The sequence below is a fragment of the Dactylosporangium sp. CA-233914 genome (genome assembly GCF_050942935.1).
Classification (GTDB): domain Bacteria; phylum Actinomycetota; class Actinomycetes; order Mycobacteriales; family Micromonosporaceae; genus Dactylosporangium.
Window position 1 is genome coordinate 8,093,363 of sequence record NZ_CP192030.1, and the last position, 22,591, is coordinate 8,115,953.

The following is a 22,591-nucleotide window of genomic DNA, read 5'->3' on the forward strand; positions in this document are numbered from 1 at the left end:
CGAAGCGGAGGTCGCATGACCGGTGAACTGAGTCTGGCGGTCGCGCTCGACGGCGCGGGCTGGCACCCGGCCGCCTGGCGCGACCCGGCCGCCCGCCCGAGCGAGCTCTTCGCGCCGGCGTACTGGCTGTCGCTGGTCCGCGAGGCCGAGCGGGGCCGGCTCGACTTCGTCACGATCGAGGACTCGCTCGACTTCGACGGGCGCCCCGAGCTGGTCAAGGGCCGCCTCGACGCGCTGCTGATCGCGGCGCGCATCGCGCCCGTGACCGCCGGCATCGGCCTCGTGCCCACCGTCGGCGTGACGCGCACCGAGCCGTTCCACATCTCCACGCAGGTCGCCACCCTCGACTACCTCAGCCGCGGGCGGGCCGGATGGCGGGCCCAGGTCTCGCACCGGCCCGGCTCTGACACGGCGGACGTGCTGGGCGAGGCCGCGGACCACGTCGAGGTCGTCCGGCGGCTGTGGGACAGCTGGGAGGACGACGCGGTCATCCGCGACGCCGCCACCGGCCGGTTCGTCGACCGCGACAAGCTGCATTACATCGACTTCGCCGGCCGGCACTTCAGCGTCCGCGGCCCGTCGATCACCCCGCGCCCACCGCAGGGCCAGCCGGTGGTCACCGCGCTCGCGCACAACCGGCCCGTCTACGAGTTCGCCGCGGCGAACGCCGACATCGTCTACGTCACTCCCGCCGACGCCGCGCAGGCCGGCGCGATCGCCGCCGAGGTCCGCTCGCTCACCGACCGGCCCGTCAAGGTCTTCGCCGACATCGTGGTGTTCGCAGACCCCGAGCGCAAAGCCCGCCTCGACGACCTGGCCGGCGCGCCCTTCACCAGCGACGCGCACGTCTTCGCCGGCCCGCCCGGCGACCTCGCCGACCTGCTGCTCGCCTGGCGCGACGCCGGCCTGGACGGCTTCCGGCTGCGCCCGGGCCTGCTGCCCACCGACCTCACCGCGATCGTCGACGGGCTGCTGCCGGTCCTGCGCGAGCGCGGGGCCTTCCGCCGCGAGTACACGGCGAGCACACTGCGCGGGCACCTCGGCCTGCCGGCGACCCCCAACCGCTACGCCGCCGCGGGAGCGAGCGCATGAAGCAGATCATCCTCGCCGCGCACTTCCCCGGCGTGAACAACACCACCGTGTGGAGCGACCCGGCGGCCGGCAGCCAGATCGAGTTCGCGTCGTTCGAGCGCCTCGCCCGCACCGCCGAGCGCGGCCGCTTCGACTTCTTCTTCCTCGCCGAGGGGCTGCGCCTGCGCGAGCAGCGTGGCCGCATCCACGACCTCGACGTGGTCGGCCGGCCGGACAACCTGACCGTGCTCGGCGGACTCGCCGCGGTGACCACCCACCTGGGCCTCACCGGCACCGTCAACTCGACCTTCAACGAGCCCTACGACCTCGCCCGGCGCCTGGCCACCCTCGACCACCTCTCCGGCGGCCGGGCCGGCTGGAACGTCGTCACCTCCTGGGACGCCTTCACCGGCGAGAACTTCCGCCGCGGCGGCTACCTCGACCGCGCCGACCGGTACACGCGGGCCGAGGAGGTGCTGCAGACGGTCCGGGAGCTCTGGGACACCTGGGACCCGGACGAGATCGTCGCCGACCCGGCGGCCGGCGTGTTCACCCGGCACGGCAGCCCCGGCGCGTTCGTCCACAAGGGACGGCATGTCGACATCGAGGGCCACTTCGCCGTGCCGCACAGCCCGCAGGGCCGGCCGGTCATCCTCCAGGCCGGCGACTCCGAGCACGGCCGCGAGTTCGCCGCCCGCTCCGCCGACGCCATCTTCTCCCGGCACGGCACGCTCGAGGCCGGCAAGGCGTTCTACGCCGACGTGAAGGGCCGCATGGCGAAGTACGGCCGCCGCCCCGAGGAGCTGAAGATCCTGCCGGCCAGCACCTTCGTGCTCGGCGACAGCGAGGCCGACGCCCACGAGCGGGCCCACCACGTCCGCCGCCAGCAGGTCAGCCCGCAGACGGCGATCCTGCTGCTGGAGCAGCTGTGGAACAAGGACTTGAGCGACCTCGACCCCGACGGGCCGCTCCCGCCGTTCGACCCGGTGCTCGACGGCGACTCGATCATCAAGGGCCGGGCCGGGATGTACCCCGACCCGCTGGCCACCGCCCGCGAGTGGCGGGCGATCGCCGAGCGGGGCAAGCTCGGCATCCGCGACCTGATCATCGAGGTCACCGGCCGGCAGACCTTCATCGGCACGCCGGAGACGGTCGCCGCGACCCTGCACGAGTTCGTGCAGTCCGAGGCCGCCGACGGCTTCATCCTCGTGCCGCACATCGTGCCCGGGGGCCTCGACGAGTTCGTCGACCGGGTCGTGCCGCTGTTGCAGGAGCGCGGCGCGTTGCGCACCGAGTACACCACCACGACCCTGCGCGGGCATCTGGGACTGGCGTCATGAAGTTCCTCGCGATCACCCTCATCGTCCACGACCGCAAGAGGCCGCCCCGGGAACGGCTCCGCGAGGTCGTCGACAACGCGATCCTCGCCGAGCAGCTGGGCTTCGACGGCTTCGGCGTCGGCGAGCGCCACGAGCGGCCGTTCATCTCCTCCTCGCCCCCGGTCGTGCTCAGCCACATCGCGGCCCGCACGGGCACCATCCGGCTTTTCACCGCCGTCACCACGCTCAGCCTGCTGGACCCGGTCCGCGCGTTCGAGGACTACTCCACGCTGGACAACCTCGCAGGCGGCCGGCTCGAGCTCATCGTCGGCAAGGGCAACGGCGCGGCCCAGGCCCAGCTGTTCCACGTCACCGCCGAGGACCAGTGGGACCGCAACCGCGAGGGGTACGAGCTGTTCACGAAGCTCTGGCGGGAGGACAAGGTCACCTGGGAAGGCCAGTTCCGCCCGTCGCTGACCGACGCGGAGGTCCTGCCGCGGCCGCTGCAGCGACAGATCCGCATCTGGCACGGCAGCGCCACCAGCAAGGCCTCGGTCGAGCTGGCCGCCCAGCACGGCGACCCGCTGTTCTCAGCCAACGTCACCAACCCCGTCGAGCCCTACGCCGAGCTGGTCGCCCACTACCGCGAGCGACTCGCCTTCCACGGCCACCCGCCGCAGCGGGCGCTGGTCGGGGCCGGCAGCGCGGGCCTCTACGTGGCGCGCACCTCCCAGGAGGCGATCGCGACCTACCGCCCGGTCTTCCAGGCCCGGCTGGAGACCTTCCGCCAGCTCGGCGCCGAGCCGGTGTTCCCGACATTGGAGGACGCGATCGAGCGCAGCTCGATCCTGGTCGGCAGCCCGCAGCAGATCATCGACAAGGTCCACCGCTACCACGAGCGGCTCGGCCACGAGGTGATGCACGTCCAGGCCGATGCTGACGGGCTCACCGACAAGCAGCACCACGCCTCGCTGGAGCTGTTCCAGGCCGAGGTCGCCCCGGTCCTGCGCCGGGAGATCCCCAGCCGCCCGTTCCCCGTCCCGGAGGTGGCCACGCCATGACCGTACCCCTGTCGATCCTCGACCTGGCCCCCGTCATCTCCGGCGGCGACGCCGGCCAGGCGCTGCGCAACACGATCGACCTGGCCCGGCGGGCCGAGTCGTTCGGGTACCACCGCTACTGGGTGGCCGAGCACCACTTCACCGACGGCGTCGCCAGCGCCGCCCCGGCGGTGCTCATCGGCCTCATCGCCGCGGCGACCGAGCGGATCCGGGTCGGCTCCGGCGCCGTGCAGGTCGGCCACCAGACCGCACTGTCCATCGTGGAGCAATTCGGCCTGCTCGCCGCGGTGCACCCGGGCCGCATCGACCTCGGCCTCGGCCGCTCCGGCCAGCGCCAGGCCGAGGCCGTCGCCGCGCTCGCCGCGCCGAAGCCGGCCACCGCACCGGCGCCGGCGCGGGTCGTCGACGGGCTGCTCATCCCCGCGCCGTTCGACTTCTCCGGCATCGTCGCCTCGCCGAAGTGGGCGGTACAGGCAGCGCTGCTGCAGCAACCGCAGGCGGTCGCGCCCGACTTCGCCGAGGTCGTCGAGGACATCGCCGCGCTCATCGCCGGCACCTTCACCCGCGACGGCATCGACGTGCACGCCACCCCCGGCGAGGGCGCCGACGTGCAGCTGTGGATCCTGGGCAGCAGCGCCGGACAGAGCGCGTCGGTGGCCGGCGAGCGGGGCCTGCCGTTCGCGGCCAACTACCACGTCAGCCCGGCCACGGTGCTGGAGGCCGTGGAGGCCTACCGGGCCGCGTTCCGCCCGTCCGCGGTCCTGGACCGCCCGCACGTGCTGGTCTCGGCCGACGTGGTCGTCGCGCCCACGGCCCCCGAGGCCGAGCGGCTCGCCGCCGGCTACGGCCTGTGGGTGCACAGCATCCGCACCGGCCGCGGCGCGATCCCGTTCCCGTCCCCCGCCGAGGCCGACGCGGCGGTGTGGACGGACGAGGATCGGGCGCTGGTCCAGGACCGCCTCGACACGCAGTTCACCGGCGCCCCGGACGAGGTCGCCGACCGGCTGCGCACCCTGCAGCGGGTCACCGGCGCCGACGAACTGCTCGTCACGACCATCACCCACGAGCACGCCGACCGCGTCCGCTCCTTCGAGCTGCTGGCCAAGGAGTGGTCGTGAACGATCTGTCCCCGGCCGGCCTGCGGCAGGTGTTCGGCGCGTTCCCGACCGGGGTCACGGCCGTCGCCGCGCTCGTCGACGACACCCCGGTCGGCCTGGCCGCGAGCTCGTTCACGTCGGTGTCGCTCGACCCGCCGCTGGTGTCGGTCTGCATCGCCCGAACCTCCACCACCTGGCCGGTGCTGCGCCGCGCCCGCCGCCTGGGCGTGAGCGTGTTGAGCGCCGACCAGGAGCACCTGGGCCGCCAGCTGTCCCGCCGCGGGGTGGACCGCTTCGCCGGCGCGACGTGGCGCACCAGCAACGACGGCGAGATCCTGCTGGACGGCGCGTGCGCCTGGCTGGACTGCACCGTCTACAACGAGTACCCGGCCGGGGACCACAGCATCGTCCTGCTGCGCGTGCACGACCTCGACGCCGACCACACCGCGGCCCCGCTGGTCTTCCACCGCAGCGCGTTCGGCCGCCTGCAGCTGGCCGCCTGACCGGACGGCCCCCCGGACGCGGCGGGCCGGCTATCCGAGAGCCGGCCCGCCGCCTTCCCCTGGATATGAAACCCCCGTCGAAGGGACGTCACGCGTGAGCATGCCGCCGCACCTCGCGCTGGAGGTCGACGCCCCGTCGACCGCCGGCGAGATCGAAGCACTCGGGCGCGCGGTCGCCGCCGCCGAGCTGGCCGGCGTCGCGTTCGTCACCATCGCCGACACGCCCGGGGCAGTGGGCGTCGAGGCCGGGGTGTGGGCCGCGTAAACCCTCGGACGCCCGTTGCGGCGCGCTTGGTGCGGCGGACGCACGGATCGGCCGACGAGCGTGATCTGGCGACAGGAAAACCGCTTCCGGCAAGCGAACGGGCGGCCCTATGCTGCTTGATCGCAGGCGACCAGTCGCAGTCCGGGCGCTGCTCTCTGATATCGAGGAGTTGCCGATGCCCCACGTGACGCTCTACGCGCTCGAAGAAGAGCTGGCCGGGCGTGAACCCGGCCTCATCGGGGAACTGACCAACGCCGTCGTGTCCGTGTATGGCGAGTGGGCCCGAAGTTCGGTGGATGTCAGGCTTATCGGCATTCCTGCCGGACGATGGGCTCGCGGCGGAGCGACGGTCGCTACGGCCGCGCCCTCGGTGACCTTTGGCATGCGCGAGGAAGTGTTCGTACGAGAGGACGCAGCCAGAGTCATCGCACAACTCGTCTCCGCGTTCACCGAAGCCGTCACCGCCGTGTTCGGCGACGATTGTCGCGACGAAATTCTCGTCGAACTAGTCGGCCAACCCACGTCTCGCTCCGGGCTGGGCGGGAAAGTCATCAGCGACGGCAGGCCCGGGAAGTAGGATACGCGCGATTGCGCGCTGTCCGTTGCCAACGAGGGTGAACCGTTTGCCATCGAACTTGGACCGCCACGGATCTGTGCCACCGAAGATGCGCCACCGCAGGTCAGGGCAGCGGGAAGCGGCCGAGTCGTCGCCGCCGGACGACCGGCGGGCAGCGACGGCTCGGGCCTCCTCGTGCTATCGAATCTGATTCGCACTGGTCACGAGGTTGCGCTTGGACCAACTGTTGCGTCAACGGACAGCAGGCTCAAGGTTGTTCGCATACTCCGCAGTCGAATCGCGTGGTCTTGAGTAAGGTGGCCGTGGTGCCGACGCCCGTGATGTTGGCGGCCAGCGCGAAGGCGGCCGGGGCGGAAACGTCGGAGAGGTTCTCGCTGCCGGAGAGGTCGAAGCCCGAGTCGATCATCAGCTGGGTCAGACGGTCGGCGTCCTCGCCCAAGCGCTCGTCTGGGAAGCCGGGTGTCGAAGGTGAGCCTGACGGTGCCTTGATCGATGTAGTAGAAGTCTTGTCGTGAGTTGATGTTGAAGAAGTGGGACACCAGAGTCGTATCGCGGGCTGCCTGGACTACGGCAATCGGGTCGACTCCCATGCGACCATTGGGTTCGACGATAAGGGTCCAGTCACCGATCTGCGTCGCGCCCAGCAACAGTTCGTAGTCAGCTGCCTGGTCACGGTGCAGTGCGAAGGCGGCGTCGACGAGCTCATCGACCCCCGTTACGGCCGGGCGCCGGCCGAGCGGCGAAGTTGTCGAGAGCTCGTTGCGGCTCTGCGACCTTGATGAACGTGGAGTATACGTCGGCCAGTAGAGGGAAACTGTCAGCCAGCCATTGATAGTCCGAAGCGCTAACGGCCACACTGCCGCGCTGTTGACGCGGGCGACGGGTGGTCGCCCGCGGCTGGTCCGGTGTGGTGCGCCGGCGTGCCTTAGATCTGGGCGAAGCCACCGTCCACGGCGAGCTCGGAGCCGTTGACGTAGCTGGACGCGTCCGAGGCGAGGAAGACGGCCGCCGCGGCGATCTCCTCAGGTTCGGCCAAGCGGCCGAGCGGAACCGACGCCCCGGCGGCGGCGAGCTTGTCGGCCCCGATCAGCTCGAGCAAACCCTGCGTGCGGGTACCGCCGGGGGAGAGTACGTTGATCCGGTACTGACGCGCCCTGGCGTCGTGGGCGAACCCGCGGACCAGGTTACGGATCGCGGCCTTGGTCGCCCCGTACACGGGCAGGAACGACTGGGGTCGCGTGATCGCCGTCGATCCGGTGAGGATGATCGACGCACCCGAGGAGAGTAGCGGCAACGCCTTCTGCACGGTGAACAGCGAGCCCTTGACGTTGGTGGTGAACATGGCGTCGAACTGCTCCTCGGTGATCTCGCCCAGCGGTGCAGCAATCCCGATCCCGGCGTTGGCAACCAGGACGTCGATCCGACCCGCCTGCTCCGCGACCGTCGCATAGAGCCCGTCGAGGTCCTCGAGCCGGCCCACGTCGCAGCGAACCCCAGTAACCCCGGGACCCAGTTCGGCCTCGACCTCGTCGAGCTGCGCCTGGCGACGGCCGGCGACGAACACCCGCGCACCCTCGGCGCGGTAGGCCCGCGCGATCGCCAGCCCGATACCCGCGTTCGCTCCGGTCAGGACCGCGACCTTGCCCTCCAGCACCTTCATGACCACTCCCGTCCATGATTGTTGACCGACTGGTCCATAATGCGTTGATATGGACCGTCCGGTCAATAATCCGGGAGGGGTTGTGTCGCATGCCACCACTGCGGGGGTGCTTAGGGCGCAGGCAGCAAGCCGTCGAGCAGAGCCTCGGCCATGGCCAACAAGGCGGCCGGGTCCTGACCGACTCGACCGAGCACGATCAGCCCGAGCTGACCGGCCAGCACCGCGCGGGCGGTGACCTCCGGGTCGAGACGGGGTGCGACGTCGCCCTCGCGCTGCGCTCGTCGTACCGCGTCGGTAAGCACCGCAGTGGTCGCCGCGTAGCTGCGCCGCGCCTCCGCGGCCACCTCGGCGGCGCTCGCCGAGAGTTCCATCGCGGTGTTGGCGAGCAGGCAACCCCGACGGGCCTGCTCGCCGCTGGGATCACGCACGGGCCCGGTCACGAAGCCACAGATCACGTCGATACCGCGGTCGGCTTGCTCGAGCCACATGCGCAGCATCCGGTCATTGGCCTCGTCGTACTCGCGCAGCACCCGCAGGAACAAGCTCTGCTTGTCCCCGAACGCCCCGTACAAGCTCCCCTTGCCGAGCCCACTGGCTGCCAGCAGGTCTTCGAGTGACGTGCCCGCGTAACCGTTGTCCCAGAACGCTGCCTGCACAGCCGACAGCACACGCTCCTCATCGAACTGGCGTGGACGCGGCACGGGCCGAGTCTACCCCGTAATGGACCCGTCGGTCCGGCCTCGTCGCGGGAGAAGCTCGGCTGCAGCGCACGGCGCGTCGGACGTGGCCCACGGCCCGTCGACCAGCAAGGACAGCGAGCAGGAAAGCCGATCACGCCCGAGCATCCAGCATCAGCCGAGACACGACACCGACGGCACCCGCCGTGTCTATACCTTCCATTCGGTATCAAGGCGGCGCCTACGGCGCCGCGCTGCGCTCACCCCCGTTGTTGCAGGAACTGTCTGGACGACCCTCCACACCGGCCGCCGCGAGGTCGACGCACTCCTGCGCGGGACACCGGCCGGCTGATCGACACGCTCGCCCTTACCCGCCGACGCCTTCGGGGTGGGCCGAGACTCAGGAACATTGATCATGACGAAGTGGCCGGCCTGACCCAAAAGCGCATCCGGACCCCGTTCTCACGATCGAAGCCAACGATCTGACTAACGTGCAACGAATCGGCGATGCGGATCCAGAGTCAGCTCGGACCGTTCTGACATGGTTTTCTCCGCGAGTTTCGACACCACGACGGCTGGACGCTCGATCGGGTGGATTCGATGTCCGCGAGTTTCGACACCACTGCGAGCGGTGGGAGCATCGGCGGGGTCTGAGCTGTCCGTTGCCAACGAGGGTGAACCGTTTGCCATCGACCTTGAACCGCCACGGATCTGTGCCACTGAAGATGCGTCACCGCAGATCAGGGCATCGGGAAGCAGCCGAGTCGTCGCCGCCGGACGACCGGCGGGCAGCGACGGCTCGGGCCTCCTCGTGCAGCACGACCGGCCCGGCCGTTCGCAGGTGTCGACGAAGTGGGCAATGGCGAGGAACGTCTCGACGTTGGAGGCGAGTTCGTTGGCCCACGGCTGTCCGGGCGCCACTGCCCGCTCGGCGAGCTCGGGCCAGTCCCGTGGCGTCGGGTCCTCGATCGACATTTGGGTCCAGTCGACGTCGAGCGCGTGGATGCGAGCGAGGATCTCACCGATCTCGAACGCGTACTCCTCCGACACCGGCGCTTCGGGCACCTTCTCGCCCTCGACCCACCGGTGGACGAGCGTGCGGTGGCTGGCCGAGATCGGCTCTGGCATCGGGATGCCGGCGGCGAAGGCCGCCCGGTCGAACCTGAACACGTCCTCGACGTGGTACGTCGAGCGGCGGTCGACGAGGTTCAACTCCTTCACCGCGAACGACCCCTGGTCGGTGCCGAGCCGGTACGTCCGGTTGGCGAACCCGCCATGGACGCGGATCATCGGCCCGGTCGGCGCGCCGAGATGGGAAAGTTCCACGCTATACAACTCCAGGGCTGGCAGTTCACCGATGCACCGGAATTGCCCTGGGACACGATTCTCAGCGATCGACGCTGACTGACCGCCGCGTGAAGTGATCACAGCCCGGACACCGGGCTGTCGCCTGCGCCGACTTGCCCCAGACCCAGACTTGGAGCCCACGGCCTCCACTCGCTCCACTGCCAGCCTCGCCACATGCGGCAACAACACGATGAGCTGCTGCCCGGCACCGTCGAGGACATCGTCGACCGGCTGGTGCCGCAGCTGCAGGACCGCGGCCTGTATCGCACCGCGTACGAGGGCACGACCCTGCGCGAACACCTCGCTCTGCCGCCGCTGCCCGTGGCCTGACGCGATCCGGGCCGTCCGCCGGTGGCGGACGGCCCGGATCGCCGTGCTGGTCAGAGATTGGACTTCGGCAGGCCGGGCGGGTTCACCTGGGCGGTGTCCACGGCCTCGGTGTCGAGGTTGTAGGCGGCGAGCCACTGCCGGTACTGCCCGTGCTGGATCAGGTAGTTGATCGCGTCGGCGAGAGCCTTCACGAGGCCGTTGTCCTTCTTCGTGGTGGCCGCGATGAGGCCCTGCAGGGTCTCGCCGGCACCGGAGTAGACGCCGGCGTTGCGCACGGCGTCGGCGGTGCCCTCCGCCCTGCTGATCTGGTACGCGATGCCGGGGTTCGGACCGAAGTACGCGTCGATCTGCCCGGAGACGAGGGCCTTGAACGTACTGGGCGTGTCGGCGAAGTACTTGATGTCCAGGGTCTTGCCCTCGGCCTTGAGCTTGTCCTGCCAGGCGACCAGGATCTTCTCCTGGTTGGTGCCGGCGCCGACGGCGACCTTGAGCCCGGCCAGGTTCTGGTACTTCTTGTCGAAGCTCCAGGTGTTGGCGGCCTTCACGGCGAAGCCGAGGTTGTCCTGCCGGTAGGAGGCGAAGTCGTACTTCTCCTTGCGCTGCTCCGTGTCGGTGATGTTTGAGAAGCCGACCTCGTTCTTGCCGGAGTCGATGCCGACGAACAGGTTGTCCCAGGTGTCGTTGTTGAACGCGGGCTCGAGGCCGAGCACCGCGGCGATCAGGCGGCCGAGGTCGGGCTCCGCGCCGGTGACCGTCTTGTCGTCGTCGCCGACGAAGGCCAGCGGCGGGAAGCCGGTCGGCAGCGCGCCGAGGCCGATGGTGAGTTTGCCGTCGGCCCTGATCGCCTCCGGTACCTCGGCGGCGATGTCCGGCTGCTTGTCGACCTTCAGCTGGGTGCGCTTGCCGACGCCCTCGGCCTGGGCGCCGATGGTCACGGTGCCGGCTCCGGCGCCGGCCTCCGCCTGGGCCTCGTCGCCGTCGCCGCAGGCGGCGAGCCCGGTGACGAGCGCAACGGCGAGGGCCGCGGCCGCGAATGGTCTCATGCTGCTCCTTCGAATTCAGAGCACCCGGGCGAGGAACTCGCGGGTGCGGGACTGTTGCGGGTTGTCGAGCACATCGGCGGGCGGCCCCTGCTCCACGATCACGCCGCCGTCGATGAACGCGACGGCGTCGGCGACCTCGCGAGCGAAGCCGATCTCGTGGGTGACGATCACGAGGGTCGCACCGCCGGCGGCGAGCCGCCGGATCACCGTGAGGACCTCGCCGACCAGTTCGGGGTCGAGCGCCGAGGTCGGCTCGTCGAACAGCAGCAGGTCGGGCTCGAGGGCCAGCGCGCGGGCGATGGCGACGCGCTGCTGCTGGCCGCCGGAGAGCTGGCGCGGATACGCGTCGCCGCGGTCGCCGAGGCCGACCTCGGCGAGCAGCTCGACGGCCCGGTCGTGGGCGGCGGGCTTGGCGAGCCGCTTGTGCGCGATCAGCGGCTCGGCGACGTTGTCGCGGGCGGTGAGGTTCGGGAACAGGTTGAAGCTCTGGGCGACGAAGCCGATGCGCGTACGCTGCCGGCGCACCGCCCGCGGGGGCAGCTCGTGCAGCCGGGCGCCGCGCACCTCGACGCCGATGAGCTCGCCGAGCACGGCGACGTAGCCGAGGTCGGGCCGCTCGAGGTGGTTGATGGTGCGCAGCAGCGTCGACTTGCCCGAACCGGACGGGCCGAGGATGGCCACGACGTCGCCCTGCCGAACGGTGAGGTCGACGCCCCTGAGCACCTCCCGCGGGCCGAAGGACTTGTGCACGTTGCGGATCTCCAGCGCCGCCGCCATCACAAGGCCTTCCGGGTCGCGCCGCGGGCGAAGTAGCGCTCGACGAAGTACTGCACGATCGACAGCGCCGCGGTCAGCAGCAGGTACCAGGCGGCGCCGACGATGAGGATCGGCACCAGCGACTCGGGGTGGCGCGACTCGAGCACGAACACCGCGCCGAACAGGTCGAGCAGCGAGACGTAGTAGACCAGCGAGCTGGCCTTGATGAGGCCGACGAGCTGGTTGCCGTACGCCGGGACGATCGAACGCAGCGCCTGTGGCAGCACCACGCGCCGCAGCTGCCGTGCCCGCGACAGGCCGAGCGCGTTGGCGGCCTCGATCTGCCCGGGCTCGACCGACAGGATGCCGCCCCGGATCACCTCGGCCGCGTACGCCGCCTCGTTGAGGCTCAGCGCGATGACGCCGATGGCCAGGGGCGTGAGGCTGCTGGTCTCGACCTCGGCGAAGACAGGTCCCCAGGGGACGCCGACGCCGAGGCGCGGGTAGAAGTACGAGAAGTTGAAGGTGATGATCAGCAGCAGCGGTAGCGGCAGGGCGCGGAAGAACCACACGTAGGCCCAGGCCAGGCCGCCGATCAGCCGGTTGGTCGACAGCCGGCCGAGCGCGACGACCGCGCCGAGGACGAGCCCGGCCAGGGCGCTGAGGCCGACGACCTTCAGCGTCACCAGGACGCCGTCGAGGATCGACTCGCGTGTGAAGTACGGCCAGAACTTGTGCCACTCGTAGTGGCTGTTGGTGAAGATCCCCCAGACGAACTGGGCGAGCACCACGAGCACAGCCGCGCTCACGATCCAGCGCCACGGCCGGGGCCGCGGCGTGACCCGCCGCAGCGCGAGCTGGGGGTCGAGCCGCTCGGCGAGGCCGCGCGGCGGCGCGCCGGGTGACGGTTGCAGGGTTACGGGCTCGCTCATCCGGGTGGCTCCATGTCTTGCTCGACAACCACGTACTGGGCAACATAGGAAGCGCGGGATAAGTTGTCAATCCCGATCGGTTAGATAGTAATTAAGGGACGGTACCGCATGACCGACATCGATCAGCACACCGTGCTGGACAATCCGGCCTGGCACTCGCTGAACGGCGCGCACGCCCGCTTCGCGCAGGCGCACGGCTCGGCCCGCCGGTACCACCCCGACGTGTCGGTGTTCGTCGGCCTTCCCGAGCACCGCGACGACGAGGTCTGGCGGAGCCTCGCGTCCCTCGTCGGCCCCGGCGCCGAGGTGCCCATCCCCGGTGGCACCGGCGCCCCGCCGCCCGGCTGGGAGCTGGTGTGGCGCGACCGGGGCGTACAGATGGTCGACGACGGCATCGACGCCCGCCCCGACGAGGAGGCCGTGATCCTCGGCGCCGCCGACGCCGATCAGATGAGCGCGCTCGTGGCCCGCACCAATCCCGGCCCGTGGCGGACCCGCACGTTCGAGCTCGGCACCTACCTGGGCATCCGCCGCGACGGACGGCTGGTCGCGATGGCCGGCGAGCGCCTGCGCCCGCCGGGCTGGACGGAGATCAGCGCCGTGTGCACCGACGCGGCGCACCGCGGCCAGGGTCTGGCGACGCGCCTGGTGCGCGCGGTGGCGTACAACATCCGCTCCCGCGGCGACCAGGTCCTGCTCCACGCGGCCGCGACCAACACCAACGCGATCCGCCTGTACGGCGCGCTGGGCTTCCGACTTCGCCGCGAGACCACGTTCGCCGTCTACCGCAGCCCTACGCGTCAGTGACGGACACGCCACCGGCCTGGGCGATCAGCGGTCGTGCTTCTGCCGCCCGTCGCGCAAGGCGTCGCGGATCCGGTCGAACGCCCTTCGCGCAGCCCCGGCTGGCAGCGCGCGTTTGGCCTCCCCCTCCTCCTCGTGCAGGCCCGGGTGCGGCGACATGGCTGCCCGGCCGGGGCGCGCTGAACCCTCGGCGCGGAGCGTGACATTCGCGGCGGCGGGTAGCCAGCGGTGGCAGGTCGGTGCCCGCCCGTCCCTCGTGGAGCAGCGATGAGAAGCCCGCTGGTCTCCATCGGCGCATTCGTGCTGCCGGTGGCGCTGACGTTGTCCGCCGCGGCCTCCGTCGCGCTGCTCGTCAACCGCAGCGGATCCGGCTGCCCGGGCCCGTCCCGGCCGCACCTGCCCGGGGCGCAGGTCCTGTCGATGTCCACGGTCGGCCGTCCGGGCGGGCCGGGCGGCGTCGCTCCCGGCTGGCCGGTCACCGGCGTTCCGGCGTTCTGCGACGTCACGATCGTCCTGACCCACCCGCCGCTCGGTGACCGGGTCCGGATCGAACTGTGGCTGCCGCGAACGACGTGGAACGGCCGTTTCCAGGCCACCGGCGGCGGGGCGTTCGCCGCGGGCGAGTTCGAGCGCTCCCTCGTCCCGGCGGTCCGGCAGGGCTACGCGGCGGCGTCGACCGACGCCGGTGTGCCGACGACCCCCGACACCCCGCCCACCTGGGCGTTGCACCGTGACCGGACGGTCAACGAGGGGCTGCTGGCCAACTTCGCGTACCGCTCGGTGCACGACATGAGCCGGATCGGCAAACAGGTGATCGCCGGGTTCTACGGCCGGCCGCCCGCCTACTCGTACTTCACCGGTTGCTCGACCGGCGGCCGGCAGGGTCTGGTGGAGGCGCAACGGTACCCCGGCGACTTCGACGGCATCCTCGCCGCCGCGCCCGCCATCTCCTGGAACCGCCTCACCCTCGCCCAGCTGTGGCCGCAGGTCGTCATGAACGAGGCGGGTGTCTACCCGACCGCATGCGAGTTCGCCGCCTTCAACCGCGCCGCGATCGCCGCGTGCGACGGCGGTGACGGGCGCATCGACGGTGTCATCGGCCGGCCCGACACCTGCCGGTTCGACCCCGGCCGGCTCGTCGGCACCAAGGTGCGCTGCCACGGCCGGACGATCCGGATCAGCCCGGCCGTCGCCGACATCGTCCGCCGGATCTGGAGCGGCCCGACGACCCGGACCGGCGGGCACCAGTGGTACGGCCTGCTGCCCGGCGCGTCCTTCGGCTGGCTGGCCGCCACGACCAAACCCCTGTTCGGCGCGCGGCACGGCGTGCCGTTCCCCGTCGCCGCGGACTGGACCCGCTACTTCCTGCGGCAGCGGCCGGACTTCGACCTCTCCACCATCGGCTACGCCGAGTTCGAGCGCCTGTTCGCCGAGTCCCGCGCCCGGTACAGCGCCGTCATCGGCTCCGACGACCCCGACCTGTCCGCCTTCCGCGCCGCCGGCGGCAAGATGATCACCTGGCACGGCCTGGCCGACCAGGCGGTCTTCCCGCAGGGCACAGTCGACTACCGTCGCCACGTCGAAGCCGCCATGGGCGGCACCCAGGCCACCGACCGGTTCTACCGCGTCTTCCTCGCCCCGGGCGTGAGTCACTGCTCCGGCGGGGCCGGGCCCGTCCCCACCGACCCGCTCGCGGCGCTCGTGAACTGGGTCGAACGCGGCCACGCGCCCGACACACTGCCCGCCGCCACGTCCGGGGCGCACCGCCCGAGGATCAGCCGCGACCTGTACCGCTATCCGCGGATCGGGTACGCCGGACCGGCCTAACCATGGTCGTCCTCCCGGAGGCTGGAGCGTTGCTGCAGGGCGTAGAGCAACGCCAGGGAGGGCACGACGAGCAGGGCGGCGCAGCCGAAGACGACCACGAGCGTGATCAGCGAGGCCGTCGGGGCGGCCGCCTGCTGGACGGTGGTGTGGGTGCCGAGCAGGTACGGCGTCTGGGCCACGCCCCAGGCGGCGACGAGGGCGGCGATCGCGACGCCGGCGAGCAGCCGCACGAGCCGGGGAGAGTACCGGGGCAGCAGGGCGAGCGCGGCCGCACCGGCCAGCAGCGATACGAGGGTGGCCGGCAACGCGGTGCTCAGGAGCCGGTCGAAGAGCCGGTCGGCGTAGGCGGACATGACCGCCAGGCCGGCGACGGCGAGGACACCGCTGGCCCAGGCGGCCCACCACGCCCGGCGGCGGAACCGGTGCTCGAGGTCGACCCGCTCATCGTTGCGGGCGTCGGCGGCGAGCAGGATCGCGGCGAGATAGGCGCACGTGGCGGTGAACAGCGCGCCGGTGAGCAGCGAGGTCGGGTTCAGCCAGCTGGTGAGCGGGTCGCCGTGGCCGTCGGCGGGGACGCGGCCGGTCGCGATGCCGCCGGCGACGGTGCCGAGGAAGAACGGGGTGATGACGGAGGAGATGGCGAAGGCGGCGCCGGTGAGCCGCTGGGTGCTGGTGTGCACGAGGACCTTGCGGAAGGCGAACCCGGCACCGCGCACGACGATGCCCAGGGCGGCCAGGCCCAGCGGCAGGTAGAGGGTGGTCATCACGGCGGCGAACGCGGCGGGAAACGCGCTCCAGGCGATGACCAGGCAGTAGATGAGCCAGACGTGGTTGGCTTCCCAGACCGGCCCGAGGGCGTGGTCGATGTGGGCGCGGATCGCCCGTCCGCGCTCCGCGCCGCCCGCGGTGAGGTCCCAGAACCCGGCGCCGAAGTCGGCCCCGCCGAAGACGGCGTAGGCGACGAAACCGGCCAGCAGCCCGATCGCGGCGACCGTGCTCATCGCGCCTCTTCGGGTTCGGCGGGGCCGTAGGGGACCTCGACGGGCTGCGGCGGGCCGGTGGCGGCCCAGCGACGGCGCATCGAGCGCAGCACCAGGATCGCGCCGACGCCGACCGCGGCGTACAGCAGCAGGGTGCCGGCGAAGAAGGCCCACATGTTGCCACTGGTCGTGACCGCGTCCCGGGTGAGCAGCAACCCGACGACCGTCCACGGCTGGCGGCCGACCTCGGTCACCACCCAGCCGCTCTCCAGCGCGATGACCGACACGACACCGGAGGCTGCGGCGGCGCGCAGGAACCAGCGGCTGCGGGGCAGATCCCGGCGGCGCCACCAGGCCCAGCCGAACCAGGCCGCCAGCGCGAGCAGGGCGAAACCGGCGCCGACCATGACGTCGAAGGACAGGTGGACGATCGTGACGAGCCGGTCGGGCGGGCGCACGTCGGCGGGGATCGCGTCGAGGCCGCGGATCTCGGTGCCGGGGCGGTACCCGGCCAGCAGCGACGCGCCGTTGGGGATGCCGATGCCGTAGCGGACCCGGCCGGCGATCATGACACCGCCGAGCGTCTCCGGCACGTGGGTGGCGGTGCCGGGCACGGCCTCGATGGCGGCGAACTTGGCCTGCTCGTGCTGGAAGACCTCCCGGGCGGCGACGTCGCCGACGACGATCTGCAGCGGCATGACGACCGCGGCGGTGGTGAAGGCGATGAGGAAGCCGAGCCGGTGGTAGCGGTCCTGGCGGCCCTTGAGCATCGCCGCGGCGTAGACGCCGGCGACGAGGAAGCCGGCCACGATGTACGCGGCGAGGAACATGTGCAGCGTCTCGTACCAGAACGCGCCGTTGAGGAACACGCCGGCCGGCACGACGTCGACGAGCTGCCCGTCGCGCATGACGACGCCCCCGGGCCGGTTCATCCAGGAGTTGGCGGCCACGACCGAGGCGGTGCCGCCGAGCCCGGCGATCGGGACCGGGAGGCCGCAGCAGAAGTGGACCCACGGGCGCAGCCGGTCCCAGCCGAAGATGTAGATGGCGACGAAGATCGCCTCGAGGAAGAAGAAGATGCCCTCGACGGCGAACGGCAGCCCGTAGGCGGCCCCGAAGCGGCGCATGAGACCGGGCCACAACAGGCCCATCTCGAACGACAGCACCGTGCCGGAGACCGCGCCGACGGCGAACAGCACCGCGGACACCTTCGACCAGCGACGGGCCAGCAGCAGCGCGTCCTGGTCGCCGCGCCGGATGCCCCGGTACTCGGCCAGCAGCATGAGGAACGTGAAGGCGAGCCCGAACGGCACCAGGATGATGTGAAAGCCGAGCGTGAAGGCCATCTGCTCGCGGGCCGGCAGCAACTGGCCCGACTCGCCCGGTGCGGCCAGCACGGTGGCTGCCGCCATCGTCGCGGTCACCACTGTGCGCCTCCCCGCTCCGGTCGACTGTCCGGCTCATACCCCGGCCGCATCGACTTCATCAGCTCGGGGGGCTCGGGTTCGCGTGATCGGACAGGAGCTGGGGGCCGTACAGGCCAAGTGTGGCACGCTGCGCCGGGGTCGGAACGTGGTGAGCGGTGAGTCGAGCGGGTAGTCGGGGGCTTCAGCCTGCATCCCACTCCGCCGGAGGATGTCATGCGAGCACGATTCGCTTCCAGCATCGCCGCCGTCGTGTGCGCGACGGTGACGTCCTTGCCTGTCGCGGCGCACGGCGCGGCCACCCCGGCACCGGGCGGTCCACCGCCACCGGGTCCGTCGCCGACCGGTCAGGCGCCGTCCGGCACCCAGCTCAGCAGCCGGGACCGCGCGTTCCTCACCGAGGCCGCGCAGGGCGCCCGGTTCGAGGTGACGAGCGGCCGGCTCGCCGGCGACCGGGCCGCGAGCGCGGCGGTGCGCTCGTTCGGCCTGCGGATGGTCACCGACCACGGCAAGGAGTTGCAGCAGCTGCAGTCGCTCGACCAGAAGCTCGGCATCACCTCGTCGTCCGCGGCCGGCCCCGACCAGCAGAACCTGACCGCCATCTGGTCGAACGTGCGCGGCGGCACCTTCGACTGCTCGTACGCCCCGACCATCTACGCCCTGCACGCGCTGGACGTCCACGCGTTCGAAGACGAGGCGGCGCACGCGGACAACCCGCAGGTCCGCCAGTTCGCCGCGAGCCAGCTGCCGGTCCTGCGGCAACATCTGCAACTGGCGAGCAAGAACATCAACAACCTCAACTGCTCGGCACCGGCGCCGTCGTGACCAGGTCAACCCGGTCTATCGCTGCGGCGGCCGGCCGAAGGCGACCCGCACCGTCTCGAAGCTCTTGAACCGCTGCGTGGTGGCGTACATCGAGTAGAGCCGCCGGTCGGCCTCGGTCAGCTCGACGTCGTCGGTGAACGGGGTGAGCAGGGCCCGGGGCCACAGCCGGCGGTTCGCGACGACGTTGATCTCGGCGGAGAACATCAGCACGAGCGACTGCAGGTAGATCCAGGCGAATGCGGCGAGCACGATTCCGAACGTGCCGTAGAGCGCGCTGGCGTGGTGCAGCCAGGCGGCAAGCAACTGAGCGCCCTGAGTCTGCAATATCACCCACGAGGCCCCGGCGATCAACCCTCCGGCGACGACCTGGCGGGTGCGCAGCTTCGTGGCGGTCAGCAGCTGCATCGCCGCGGTGAACAGCCCGGCGTTGATGGCGAACGTCAGCAGATAGCCGAGCAGCCAGAGTCCGGGCCCGAACCGGCCGGCGTGCGCGTAAGCGAACGCCACGAGCGTCGCGGCCGCGGCCGACAGCAGCACCGCACTGCCCAGCATCAGCAGCAGCCCGAGGCTGCGAAACCTGGACCGGACCGGATTGGGTTGCTCGTGGCGCGGCACGCCATGGATCAGGTTGAAGCCGGTCTGCGCGGCTTGCATCGCGCCCAGCCCGCCGTAGAGCGCACCGAGCACGCTGAGCGCCAGACGCGTGCCGCTGCCGCGCAACTCGCTGACATTGCGCTGCAGCTGTGGCCCGATGACCGGCAGATCCGCCACCGCCGTCCGCACGAACTGCTGACGGAGGCCGGGATGGGCCTGCAGGAAGAAGCCCAGCGCGCTGAGGAACAGCAGCGACAGCGGGAACAGCGAGACGAAGCCGTAGTAGGTCACCATCGCGGCGAGGTGCGGACCGCGGTCGTCGAAGAACTTGTAGATCACCGCCACCGGGAACCCCAGCCAGGTGTGCCGGCGCTGGTAACGATCGAGCCAGGTGACCACGGCCACCACCTACCCCGTCACCCCGGCGTCACGCTCCCCGGCCCGGCGGCCGGCCGCACGGAGCCGGTGTGAAGTGACTTCGGGGTGGCCTCGGCGCACCTCTTCCGCAAGCCGGTGGACTTCGGGGCCCGGGCGACGAAAACGTTTCCGGAGGTTTCACGGCCGCATGACGCGGTAGGGAAGCGGCATGGAATGGTGGATCTGGTTGGTGATCGCGGTCGTCGTACTGCTGGTGATCATCTCGCTGCTGCTGCAGACGCAGCGGCGACGGCGGCGCGGCGGGGTGATCCGGGCCGGGCACGGCGGATATCGGGGCGGCCGGACATGACGCGACTCGTACGCGCCACGGATCTTATCGGCATGACGGTCGTCACGCTGGACGGCGACGACGTCGCCGACGTCAAGGACGTGGTGTTCGACGGCGACACCGGCCGTGTTCGGGGCTTCACCCTCAACGGGCGGGGCCTGTTCGCGGGGCCGCTGGACAAGGCCTTGCCGGCCGGCGCCGTCAGCAGCGTGGGCCGCGACGCCGTGATGACCGGCGCTCCCGGGGCGACCGTGGGTGTGCGGGACGTCGTGCCCCGGGCCCGCGCCCGCGACAGTGACGTGCTCGCCAACCACGTGATCACCGAGGGCGGCACCGATCTCGGCGCCGTCGCCGACGTGATCCTGGAGGTCTCGCCCGGCGGAGCCGTCGACGTGGTCGGGTACGACATCGTCGCGGGCCCGGCGTTGTACGCCGACAGCCGGCGGGTGCTGCTGCCCCTCCCCCACACCACCGCGGCCTCGGGCGAGGCGGTCGTCGTGCCCAACGAGGCCACGCAGTTCGTCCGGCAGGACCTGTCGGAGTTCGGCAGTGCCGTCGCGGCGTTCCGGCGCCTCGGGCGCCACGGAGAGGGAGGCGGCGCCGATGCTGTTCAGTGAGGCGACCGGACGTCCGGTCGTCGCCACGGACGTGGCCCGCAGGGTGGGCTCGGTGGCCGACCTCGTCGTCGACCCGCATGCCCGCCGGGTGGTGGCGCTGCGCCTGCAACACAAGGTCCACGGGGCCGACACGTTGTTGTGGCACGACCTGACGGCGTTCGGTACGGATGCGGTCACCGTCGCCTCCGCCTCCCGGATCGTGCCCACGCCGGATTCGCTCGAGCGCCTCGCCGGCGCGCCCGGCAAGCTACTGCGAAAGCGGTTGTTGACGGCGGACGGCGACGACCTCGGCACGGTCGACAACGCCGAGTTCGACAACAGCACGGGCGAGATCACGTCGCTGATCGTCGGCAACACCACGGTCGACGGCAAACGGCTGCAGGGCTGCGGGACGTTCGCCGTCGTGGTGGCGGCCTGAACGCCGCCGGGCCCGTCGGCCCACCACCCACGGGCAGGCCGAGCGGCTGGGCGGGATGTGGTGGCACCGCTGCCCGGCCTGTGCGCGGCGTTTCACCGGGGAATCTGGTGACACCTTAGGGTGTGCCCATGCCCAACGATGCACGCGCGCTGGTTCCCGCGGTCGCCGCTCCCGAGGCCGTCGAGGCGCTGCTGGCCGCCAGCCGGGCGCTGGTCGGCATCGCCGCCCGGTCCCTCGCCGACATCGATCCGGACGTGACGCTGCCGCAGTACCGCGCGCTGGTCGTGCTCGCCGCGCGCGGACCGCAACGGGTGGCCGACATCTCGGCCGAGCTGCAGGTGGCCGCCTCGACCGGCACCCGCATGTGCGACCGGCTGGTCCGCAAGAAACTGGCCCGCCGGTCCCGCTCGTCCGCCGACCGGCGCGTGGTCCGGCTCACCCTCACCGCGGCCGGGCGCCGGCTCGTGCAGCAGGTGACGCAGAGCCGCCGGGAGCAGCTGGCCGCCGTCGTCGCCGCGACCGCGGACGTGTGGCACCCGGCCGTGGCACCGGCCCTGCGCGCCTTCGCCGCCGCCTCGGGCGAGCTGCCCGAAAGCGAATGGTGGCTCGGCTTCCCCTCCATCGACGAGGAGCTCGAGCCGCCCGACGCCTGACGCCCGCCCCGGATCAGGTTGCCACCGGTCGACCGGCGCGCAGCCACTCCAGCGCGGAGACCTGCTCGGCCCAGGCCGGCAACAGATGGTGCAGGCACAGCATGCGAAGTGCCCTGGACACCGCCGGGTCGGCACCGACGAGGCACGTCCGGCCCCCGCGTTCGGCGGCCCGCTGCGCGGCCCGCACCAGGACGTCGAGCGTGGCGGAGCTCAGGCGCCGGACCTGGCTCACGTCGACCATCAGGTGCACGAACCGGCCGGGATCGCCGCTGAGCACGTCCCAGAGCCGGGCCTCGTCGGCGCACAGCAGCTCGCCCCGCAGGTAGATCGCCCGGACGTCGGACAGCAGCTGCACCACGATCCGCTGCCCCACCCGCCCTGCGGGCAGCACCGACGGCGCGTCCAGCGACCGGGCGACGATCCCGGCCAGCGCCGCCGGAGGCCCGCACCGGCCGCATCCGTGCGGACCGATGGCCAGCTCGCTGCCGTGCCATCCGTCCAGGCTGAACAAGCGCCACGCCCCGCGCCAGTCCCCGGTCGAGGTGGCCAGGTTGCCGATCACCCAGCCACAGGAATCGCACACCAGGCTGAAGTCCGTCCCGTCGCGGCTGAGCAACGCGGTCATTGCGGCACCTCGCCAATCATGTGCATAGTGCAGTCATCTGTACTCGCGGCAGCGACCGCAGCACCGCCGGCATGACGGTCTCGTGACGATCCCGCCGGCGGCACCGACCATCGCCCTCAGCCGTCGATCGCCGCGGCGGCCCGCCGGGTGCAGCGCGGGCAGCCGTGCGGCCCCTGGCGCGACCGATCGCCGATCCAGCCGTGCCGCTTGATGAAGCTCCAGGCCAGATCCCAGTTGTGCAGATTGGCCCCGAGACGCTCGACCGCCGCCCCGCACCCGTCACACACGAGACGGAAATCGATGCCGTCGGACTCGTGCAACACCGTCATGTGCAGACCTCCCGGCCTTCAACATCACCTTCGGCACATGACACTCCCGCGGCGACCGTATGACGATTGCACGACAAGTGCCGATCCCCGCCGCCCAAGCATCATCCATGCCATGGCAAACAATTGCGGTGTGCAACGATTTAGCGTACGT

The 22,591-nt window shown here is 71.4% G+C and carries 27 protein-coding genes and 1 pseudogene; 15 read left to right on the plus strand and 13 right to left on the minus strand.

Going from position 1 to position 22,591, the window contains the following annotated elements:
• The first annotated feature begins 15 nt into the window (after nucleotides 1-15).
• The 7 genes from ACQPY0_RS35995 to ACQPY0_RS36025 all read left to right on the plus strand — a co-directional run bounded on the left by ACQPY0_RS35995 (nucleotide 16) and on the right by ACQPY0_RS36025 (nucleotide 5,893).
• Nucleotides 16-1,092: an LLM class flavin-dependent oxidoreductase gene (locus ACQPY0_RS35995; RefSeq protein WP_432970963.1), complete on the plus strand. Its 1,077-nt coding sequence runs from the start codon at nucleotides 16-18 to the stop codon at nucleotides 1,090-1,092.
• Nucleotides 1,089-2,411 (plus strand): NtaA/DmoA family FMN-dependent monooxygenase, encoded by a 1,323-nt coding sequence (locus ACQPY0_RS36000; RefSeq protein WP_432970966.1) that lies wholly within the window; start codon nucleotides 1,089-1,091, stop codon nucleotides 2,409-2,411. The genes ACQPY0_RS35995 and ACQPY0_RS36000 overlap by 4 nt, the downstream gene beginning before the upstream one ends.
• A complete protein-coding gene (locus ACQPY0_RS36005; protein ID WP_432970969.1) occupies nucleotides 2,408-3,451 on the plus strand; it encodes an LLM class flavin-dependent oxidoreductase in 1,044 nt (347 codons plus the stop codon). Before ACQPY0_RS36000 ends, ACQPY0_RS36005 begins: the two co-directional genes overlap by 4 nt.
• Nucleotides 3,448-4,569: an LLM class flavin-dependent oxidoreductase gene (locus tag ACQPY0_RS36010; RefSeq protein ID WP_432970972.1), complete on the plus strand. Its 1,122-nt coding sequence runs from the start codon at nucleotides 3,448-3,450 to the stop codon at nucleotides 4,567-4,569. Before ACQPY0_RS36005 ends, ACQPY0_RS36010 begins: the two co-directional genes overlap by 4 nt.
• Entirely contained in the window at nucleotides 4,566-5,051 is a 486-nt protein-coding gene (locus tag ACQPY0_RS36015; RefSeq protein WP_432970975.1) for a flavin reductase family protein, read from the plus strand. The genes ACQPY0_RS36010 and ACQPY0_RS36015 overlap by 4 nt, the downstream gene beginning before the upstream one ends.
• A gap of 94 nt (nucleotides 5,052-5,145) precedes the next feature.
• A complete protein-coding gene (locus ACQPY0_RS36020; RefSeq protein WP_432970978.1) occupies nucleotides 5,146-5,316 on the plus strand; it encodes a hypothetical protein in 171 nt (56 codons plus the stop codon).
• A gap of 109 nt (nucleotides 5,317-5,425) precedes the next feature.
• Nucleotides 5,426-5,893: a hypothetical protein gene (locus ACQPY0_RS36025; protein ID WP_432970981.1), complete on the plus strand. Its 468-nt coding sequence runs from the start codon at nucleotides 5,426-5,428 to the stop codon at nucleotides 5,891-5,893.
• 247 nt (nucleotides 5,894-6,140) lie between these two features.
• On the opposite strand, the gene ACQPY0_RS36030 is transcribed toward ACQPY0_RS36025, so the two are convergent.
• The 5 genes and pseudogenes from ACQPY0_RS36030 to ACQPY0_RS36050 all read right to left on the minus strand — a co-directional run bounded on the left by ACQPY0_RS36030 (nucleotide 6,141) and on the right by ACQPY0_RS36050 (nucleotide 9,658).
• Nucleotides 6,141-6,332, minus strand: a complete 192-nt coding sequence (locus ACQPY0_RS36030) for a DUF6461 domain-containing protein (protein ID WP_432970984.1) — start codon at nucleotides 6,330-6,332, stop codon at nucleotides 6,141-6,143.
• A 55-nt stretch (nucleotides 6,333-6,387) separates the two neighbouring features.
• Nucleotides 6,388-6,750 (minus strand): annotated as a pseudogene (locus tag ACQPY0_RS36035) (DUF6461 domain-containing protein); the annotation flags it as partial.
• Between the two features lie 68 nt (nucleotides 6,751-6,818).
• Nucleotides 6,819-7,553 carry an SDR family NAD(P)-dependent oxidoreductase gene (locus ACQPY0_RS36040; protein WP_432970987.1) on the minus strand — a complete coding sequence of 245 codons (735 nt, stop codon included), beginning with the start codon at nucleotides 7,551-7,553 and terminating at the stop codon, nucleotides 6,819-6,821.
• 110 nt (nucleotides 7,554-7,663) lie between these two features.
• Nucleotides 7,664-8,254, minus strand: coding sequence for a TetR/AcrR family transcriptional regulator (locus tag ACQPY0_RS36045; RefSeq protein WP_432970990.1), 591 nt, complete (start codon nucleotides 8,252-8,254; stop codon nucleotides 7,664-7,666).
• 462 nt (nucleotides 8,255-8,716) lie between these two features.
• Nucleotides 8,717-9,658: a phosphotransferase gene (locus ACQPY0_RS36050; protein WP_432970993.1), complete on the minus strand. Its 942-nt coding sequence runs from the start codon at nucleotides 9,656-9,658 to the stop codon at nucleotides 8,717-8,719.
• Nucleotides 9,659-9,751: 93 nt separating this feature from the next.
• Here ACQPY0_RS36050 and ACQPY0_RS36055 point away from each other — a divergent pair, with 93 nt between their 5' ends.
• Complete coding sequence (locus tag ACQPY0_RS36055) at nucleotides 9,752-9,907, plus strand: hypothetical protein (protein WP_432970996.1); 156 nt, start codon at nucleotides 9,752-9,754, stop codon at nucleotides 9,905-9,907.
• 50 nt (nucleotides 9,908-9,957) lie between these two features.
• Here ACQPY0_RS36055 and ACQPY0_RS36060 read toward each other — a convergent pair whose 3' ends face one another.
• The 3 genes from ACQPY0_RS36060 to ACQPY0_RS36070 are packed head-to-tail and all read right to left on the minus strand — an operon-like array spanning nucleotide 9,958 to nucleotide 12,638.
• Entirely contained in the window at nucleotides 9,958-10,950 is a 993-nt protein-coding gene (locus ACQPY0_RS36060) for a transporter substrate-binding domain-containing protein (RefSeq protein ID WP_432970999.1), read from the minus strand.
• A gap of 15 nt (nucleotides 10,951-10,965) precedes the next feature.
• Nucleotides 10,966-11,727, minus strand: coding sequence for an amino acid ABC transporter ATP-binding protein (locus tag ACQPY0_RS36065; protein WP_432971002.1), 762 nt, complete (start codon nucleotides 11,725-11,727; stop codon nucleotides 10,966-10,968).
• Nucleotides 11,727-12,638 (minus strand): amino acid ABC transporter permease, encoded by a 912-nt coding sequence (locus tag ACQPY0_RS36070; RefSeq protein WP_432971005.1) that lies wholly within the window; start codon nucleotides 12,636-12,638, stop codon nucleotides 11,727-11,729. Before ACQPY0_RS36070 ends, ACQPY0_RS36065 begins: the two co-directional genes overlap by 1 nt.
• Nucleotides 12,639-12,746: 108 nt before the next feature.
• Between ACQPY0_RS36070 and ACQPY0_RS36075 the strand changes: the two genes are divergently transcribed.
• Together ACQPY0_RS36075 and ACQPY0_RS36080 are read left to right on the plus strand one after the other, a co-directional pair.
• Nucleotides 12,747-13,445, plus strand: a complete 699-nt coding sequence (locus ACQPY0_RS36075; RefSeq protein WP_432971008.1) for a GNAT family N-acetyltransferase — start codon at nucleotides 12,747-12,749, stop codon at nucleotides 13,443-13,445.
• Between the two features lie 264 nt (nucleotides 13,446-13,709).
• Nucleotides 13,710-15,269 (plus strand): tannase/feruloyl esterase family alpha/beta hydrolase, encoded by a 1,560-nt coding sequence (locus ACQPY0_RS36080; protein ID WP_432971011.1) that lies wholly within the window; start codon nucleotides 13,710-13,712, stop codon nucleotides 15,267-15,269.
• Here ACQPY0_RS36080 and ACQPY0_RS36085 read toward each other — a convergent pair.
• Together ACQPY0_RS36085 and ACQPY0_RS36090 are read right to left on the minus strand one after the other, a co-directional pair.
• Entirely contained in the window at nucleotides 15,266-16,270 is a 1,005-nt protein-coding gene (locus ACQPY0_RS36085; protein WP_432971014.1) for a cytochrome d ubiquinol oxidase subunit II, read from the minus strand. The genes ACQPY0_RS36080 and ACQPY0_RS36085 overlap by 4 nt on opposite strands.
• A complete protein-coding gene (locus ACQPY0_RS36090; RefSeq protein ID WP_432971017.1) occupies nucleotides 16,267-17,673 on the minus strand; it encodes a cytochrome ubiquinol oxidase subunit I in 1,407 nt (468 codons plus the stop codon). Before ACQPY0_RS36090 ends, ACQPY0_RS36085 begins: the two co-directional genes overlap by 4 nt.
• 216 nt (nucleotides 17,674-17,889) lie before the next feature.
• Between ACQPY0_RS36090 and ACQPY0_RS36095 the strand changes: the two genes are divergently transcribed.
• Nucleotides 17,890-18,498, plus strand: a complete 609-nt coding sequence (locus ACQPY0_RS36095; RefSeq protein ID WP_432971020.1) for a DUF4142 domain-containing protein — start codon at nucleotides 17,890-17,892, stop codon at nucleotides 18,496-18,498.
• A gap of 15 nt (nucleotides 18,499-18,513) precedes the next feature.
• Here ACQPY0_RS36095 and ACQPY0_RS36100 read toward each other — a convergent pair whose 3' ends face one another.
• On the minus strand, nucleotides 18,514-19,491 hold the full coding sequence (locus ACQPY0_RS36100; RefSeq protein ID WP_432971023.1) for a YihY/virulence factor BrkB family protein: 978 nt from the start codon (nucleotides 19,489-19,491) through the stop codon (nucleotides 18,514-18,516).
• 187 nt (nucleotides 19,492-19,678) lie between these two features.
• Between ACQPY0_RS36100 and ACQPY0_RS36105 the strand changes: the two genes are divergently transcribed.
• The 4 genes from ACQPY0_RS36105 to ACQPY0_RS36120 all read left to right on the plus strand — a co-directional run bounded on the left by ACQPY0_RS36105 (nucleotide 19,679) and on the right by ACQPY0_RS36120 (nucleotide 21,486).
• Complete coding sequence (locus ACQPY0_RS36105) at nucleotides 19,679-19,819, plus strand: hypothetical protein (protein WP_432971026.1); 141 nt, start codon at nucleotides 19,679-19,681, stop codon at nucleotides 19,817-19,819.
• Between the two features lie 32 nt (nucleotides 19,820-19,851).
• Entirely contained in the window at nucleotides 19,852-20,415 is a 564-nt protein-coding gene (locus ACQPY0_RS36110) for a PRC-barrel domain-containing protein (protein ID WP_432971029.1), read from the plus strand.
• On the plus strand, nucleotides 20,402-20,833 hold the full coding sequence (locus ACQPY0_RS36115) for a PRC-barrel domain-containing protein (protein ID WP_432971032.1): 432 nt from the start codon (nucleotides 20,402-20,404) through the stop codon (nucleotides 20,831-20,833). Before ACQPY0_RS36110 ends, ACQPY0_RS36115 begins: the two co-directional genes overlap by 14 nt.
• Before the next feature lie 128 nt (nucleotides 20,834-20,961).
• Nucleotides 20,962-21,486, plus strand: a complete 525-nt coding sequence (locus ACQPY0_RS36120) for a MarR family winged helix-turn-helix transcriptional regulator (RefSeq protein WP_432971035.1) — start codon at nucleotides 20,962-20,964, stop codon at nucleotides 21,484-21,486.
• 13 nt (nucleotides 21,487-21,499) lie between these two features.
• On the opposite strand, the gene ACQPY0_RS36125 is transcribed toward ACQPY0_RS36120, so the two are convergent.
• Both ACQPY0_RS36125 and ACQPY0_RS36130 read right to left on the minus strand, forming a co-directional pair.
• Nucleotides 21,500-22,111 (minus strand): STAS domain-containing protein, encoded by a 612-nt coding sequence (locus tag ACQPY0_RS36125; protein ID WP_432971038.1) that lies wholly within the window; start codon nucleotides 22,109-22,111, stop codon nucleotides 21,500-21,502.
• Nucleotides 22,112-22,227: 116 nt separating this feature from the next.
• The gene (locus ACQPY0_RS36130) at nucleotides 22,228-22,440 is read right to left on the minus strand and encodes a hypothetical protein (protein ID WP_432971041.1); all 213 of its coding nucleotides are present in this window, start codon (nucleotides 22,438-22,440) and stop codon (nucleotides 22,228-22,230) included.
• Between the last annotated feature and the right edge of the window lie 151 nt (nucleotides 22,441-22,591).

Coding starts and splice junctions, on each gene's coding strand:
- ACQPY0_RS35995 (WP_432970963.1), top strand. CDS start 16: ATGACCGGTGAACTGAGTCTGGCGGTCGCGCTCGACGGCGCGGGCTGG.
- ACQPY0_RS36000 (WP_432970966.1), top strand. CDS start 1,089: ATGAAGCAGATCATCCTCGCCGCGCACTTCCCCGGCGTGAACAACACC.
- ACQPY0_RS36005 (WP_432970969.1), top strand. CDS start 2,408: ATGAAGTTCCTCGCGATCACCCTCATCGTCCACGACCGCAAGAGGCCG.
- ACQPY0_RS36010 (WP_432970972.1), top strand. CDS start 3,448: ATGACCGTACCCCTGTCGATCCTCGACCTGGCCCCCGTCATCTCCGGC.
- ACQPY0_RS36025 (WP_432970981.1), top strand. CDS start 5,426: ATGCTGCTTGATCGCAGGCGACCAGTCGCAGTCCGGGCGCTGCTCTCT.
- ACQPY0_RS36040 (WP_432970987.1), bottom strand. CDS start 7,553: ATGAAGGTGCTGGAGGGCAAGGTCGCGGTCCTGACCGGAGCGAACGCG.
- ACQPY0_RS36055 (WP_432970996.1), top strand. CDS start 9,752: ATGCGGCAACAACACGATGAGCTGCTGCCCGGCACCGTCGAGGACATC.
- ACQPY0_RS36060 (WP_432970999.1), bottom strand. CDS start 10,950: ATGAGACCATTCGCGGCCGCGGCCCTCGCCGTTGCGCTCGTCACCGGG.
- ACQPY0_RS36065 (WP_432971002.1), bottom strand. CDS start 11,727: ATGGCGGCGGCGCTGGAGATCCGCAACGTGCACAAGTCCTTCGGCCCG.
- ACQPY0_RS36070 (WP_432971005.1), bottom strand. CDS start 12,638: ATGAGCGAGCCCGTAACCCTGCAACCGTCACCCGGCGCGCCGCCGCGC.
- ACQPY0_RS36075 (WP_432971008.1), top strand. CDS start 12,747: ATGACCGACATCGATCAGCACACCGTGCTGGACAATCCGGCCTGGCAC.
- ACQPY0_RS36080 (WP_432971011.1), top strand. CDS start 13,710: ATGAGAAGCCCGCTGGTCTCCATCGGCGCATTCGTGCTGCCGGTGGCG.
- ACQPY0_RS36085 (WP_432971014.1), bottom strand. CDS start 16,270: ATGAGCACGGTCGCCGCGATCGGGCTGCTGGCCGGTTTCGTCGCCTAC.
- ACQPY0_RS36095 (WP_432971020.1), top strand. CDS start 17,890: ATGCGAGCACGATTCGCTTCCAGCATCGCCGCCGTCGTGTGCGCGACG.
- ACQPY0_RS36105 (WP_432971026.1), top strand. CDS start 19,679: ATGGAATGGTGGATCTGGTTGGTGATCGCGGTCGTCGTACTGCTGGTG.
- ACQPY0_RS36110 (WP_432971029.1), top strand. CDS start 19,852: ATGACGGTCGTCACGCTGGACGGCGACGACGTCGCCGACGTCAAGGAC.
- ACQPY0_RS36115 (WP_432971032.1), top strand. CDS start 20,402: ATGCTGTTCAGTGAGGCGACCGGACGTCCGGTCGTCGCCACGGACGTG.
- ACQPY0_RS36120 (WP_432971035.1), top strand. CDS start 20,962: ATGCCCAACGATGCACGCGCGCTGGTTCCCGCGGTCGCCGCTCCCGAG.
- ACQPY0_RS36125 (WP_432971038.1), bottom strand. CDS start 22,111: ATGACCGCGTTGCTCAGCCGCGACGGGACGGACTTCAGCCTGGTGTGC.
- ACQPY0_RS36130 (WP_432971041.1), bottom strand. CDS start 22,440: ATGACGGTGTTGCACGAGTCCGACGGCATCGATTTCCGTCTCGTGTGT.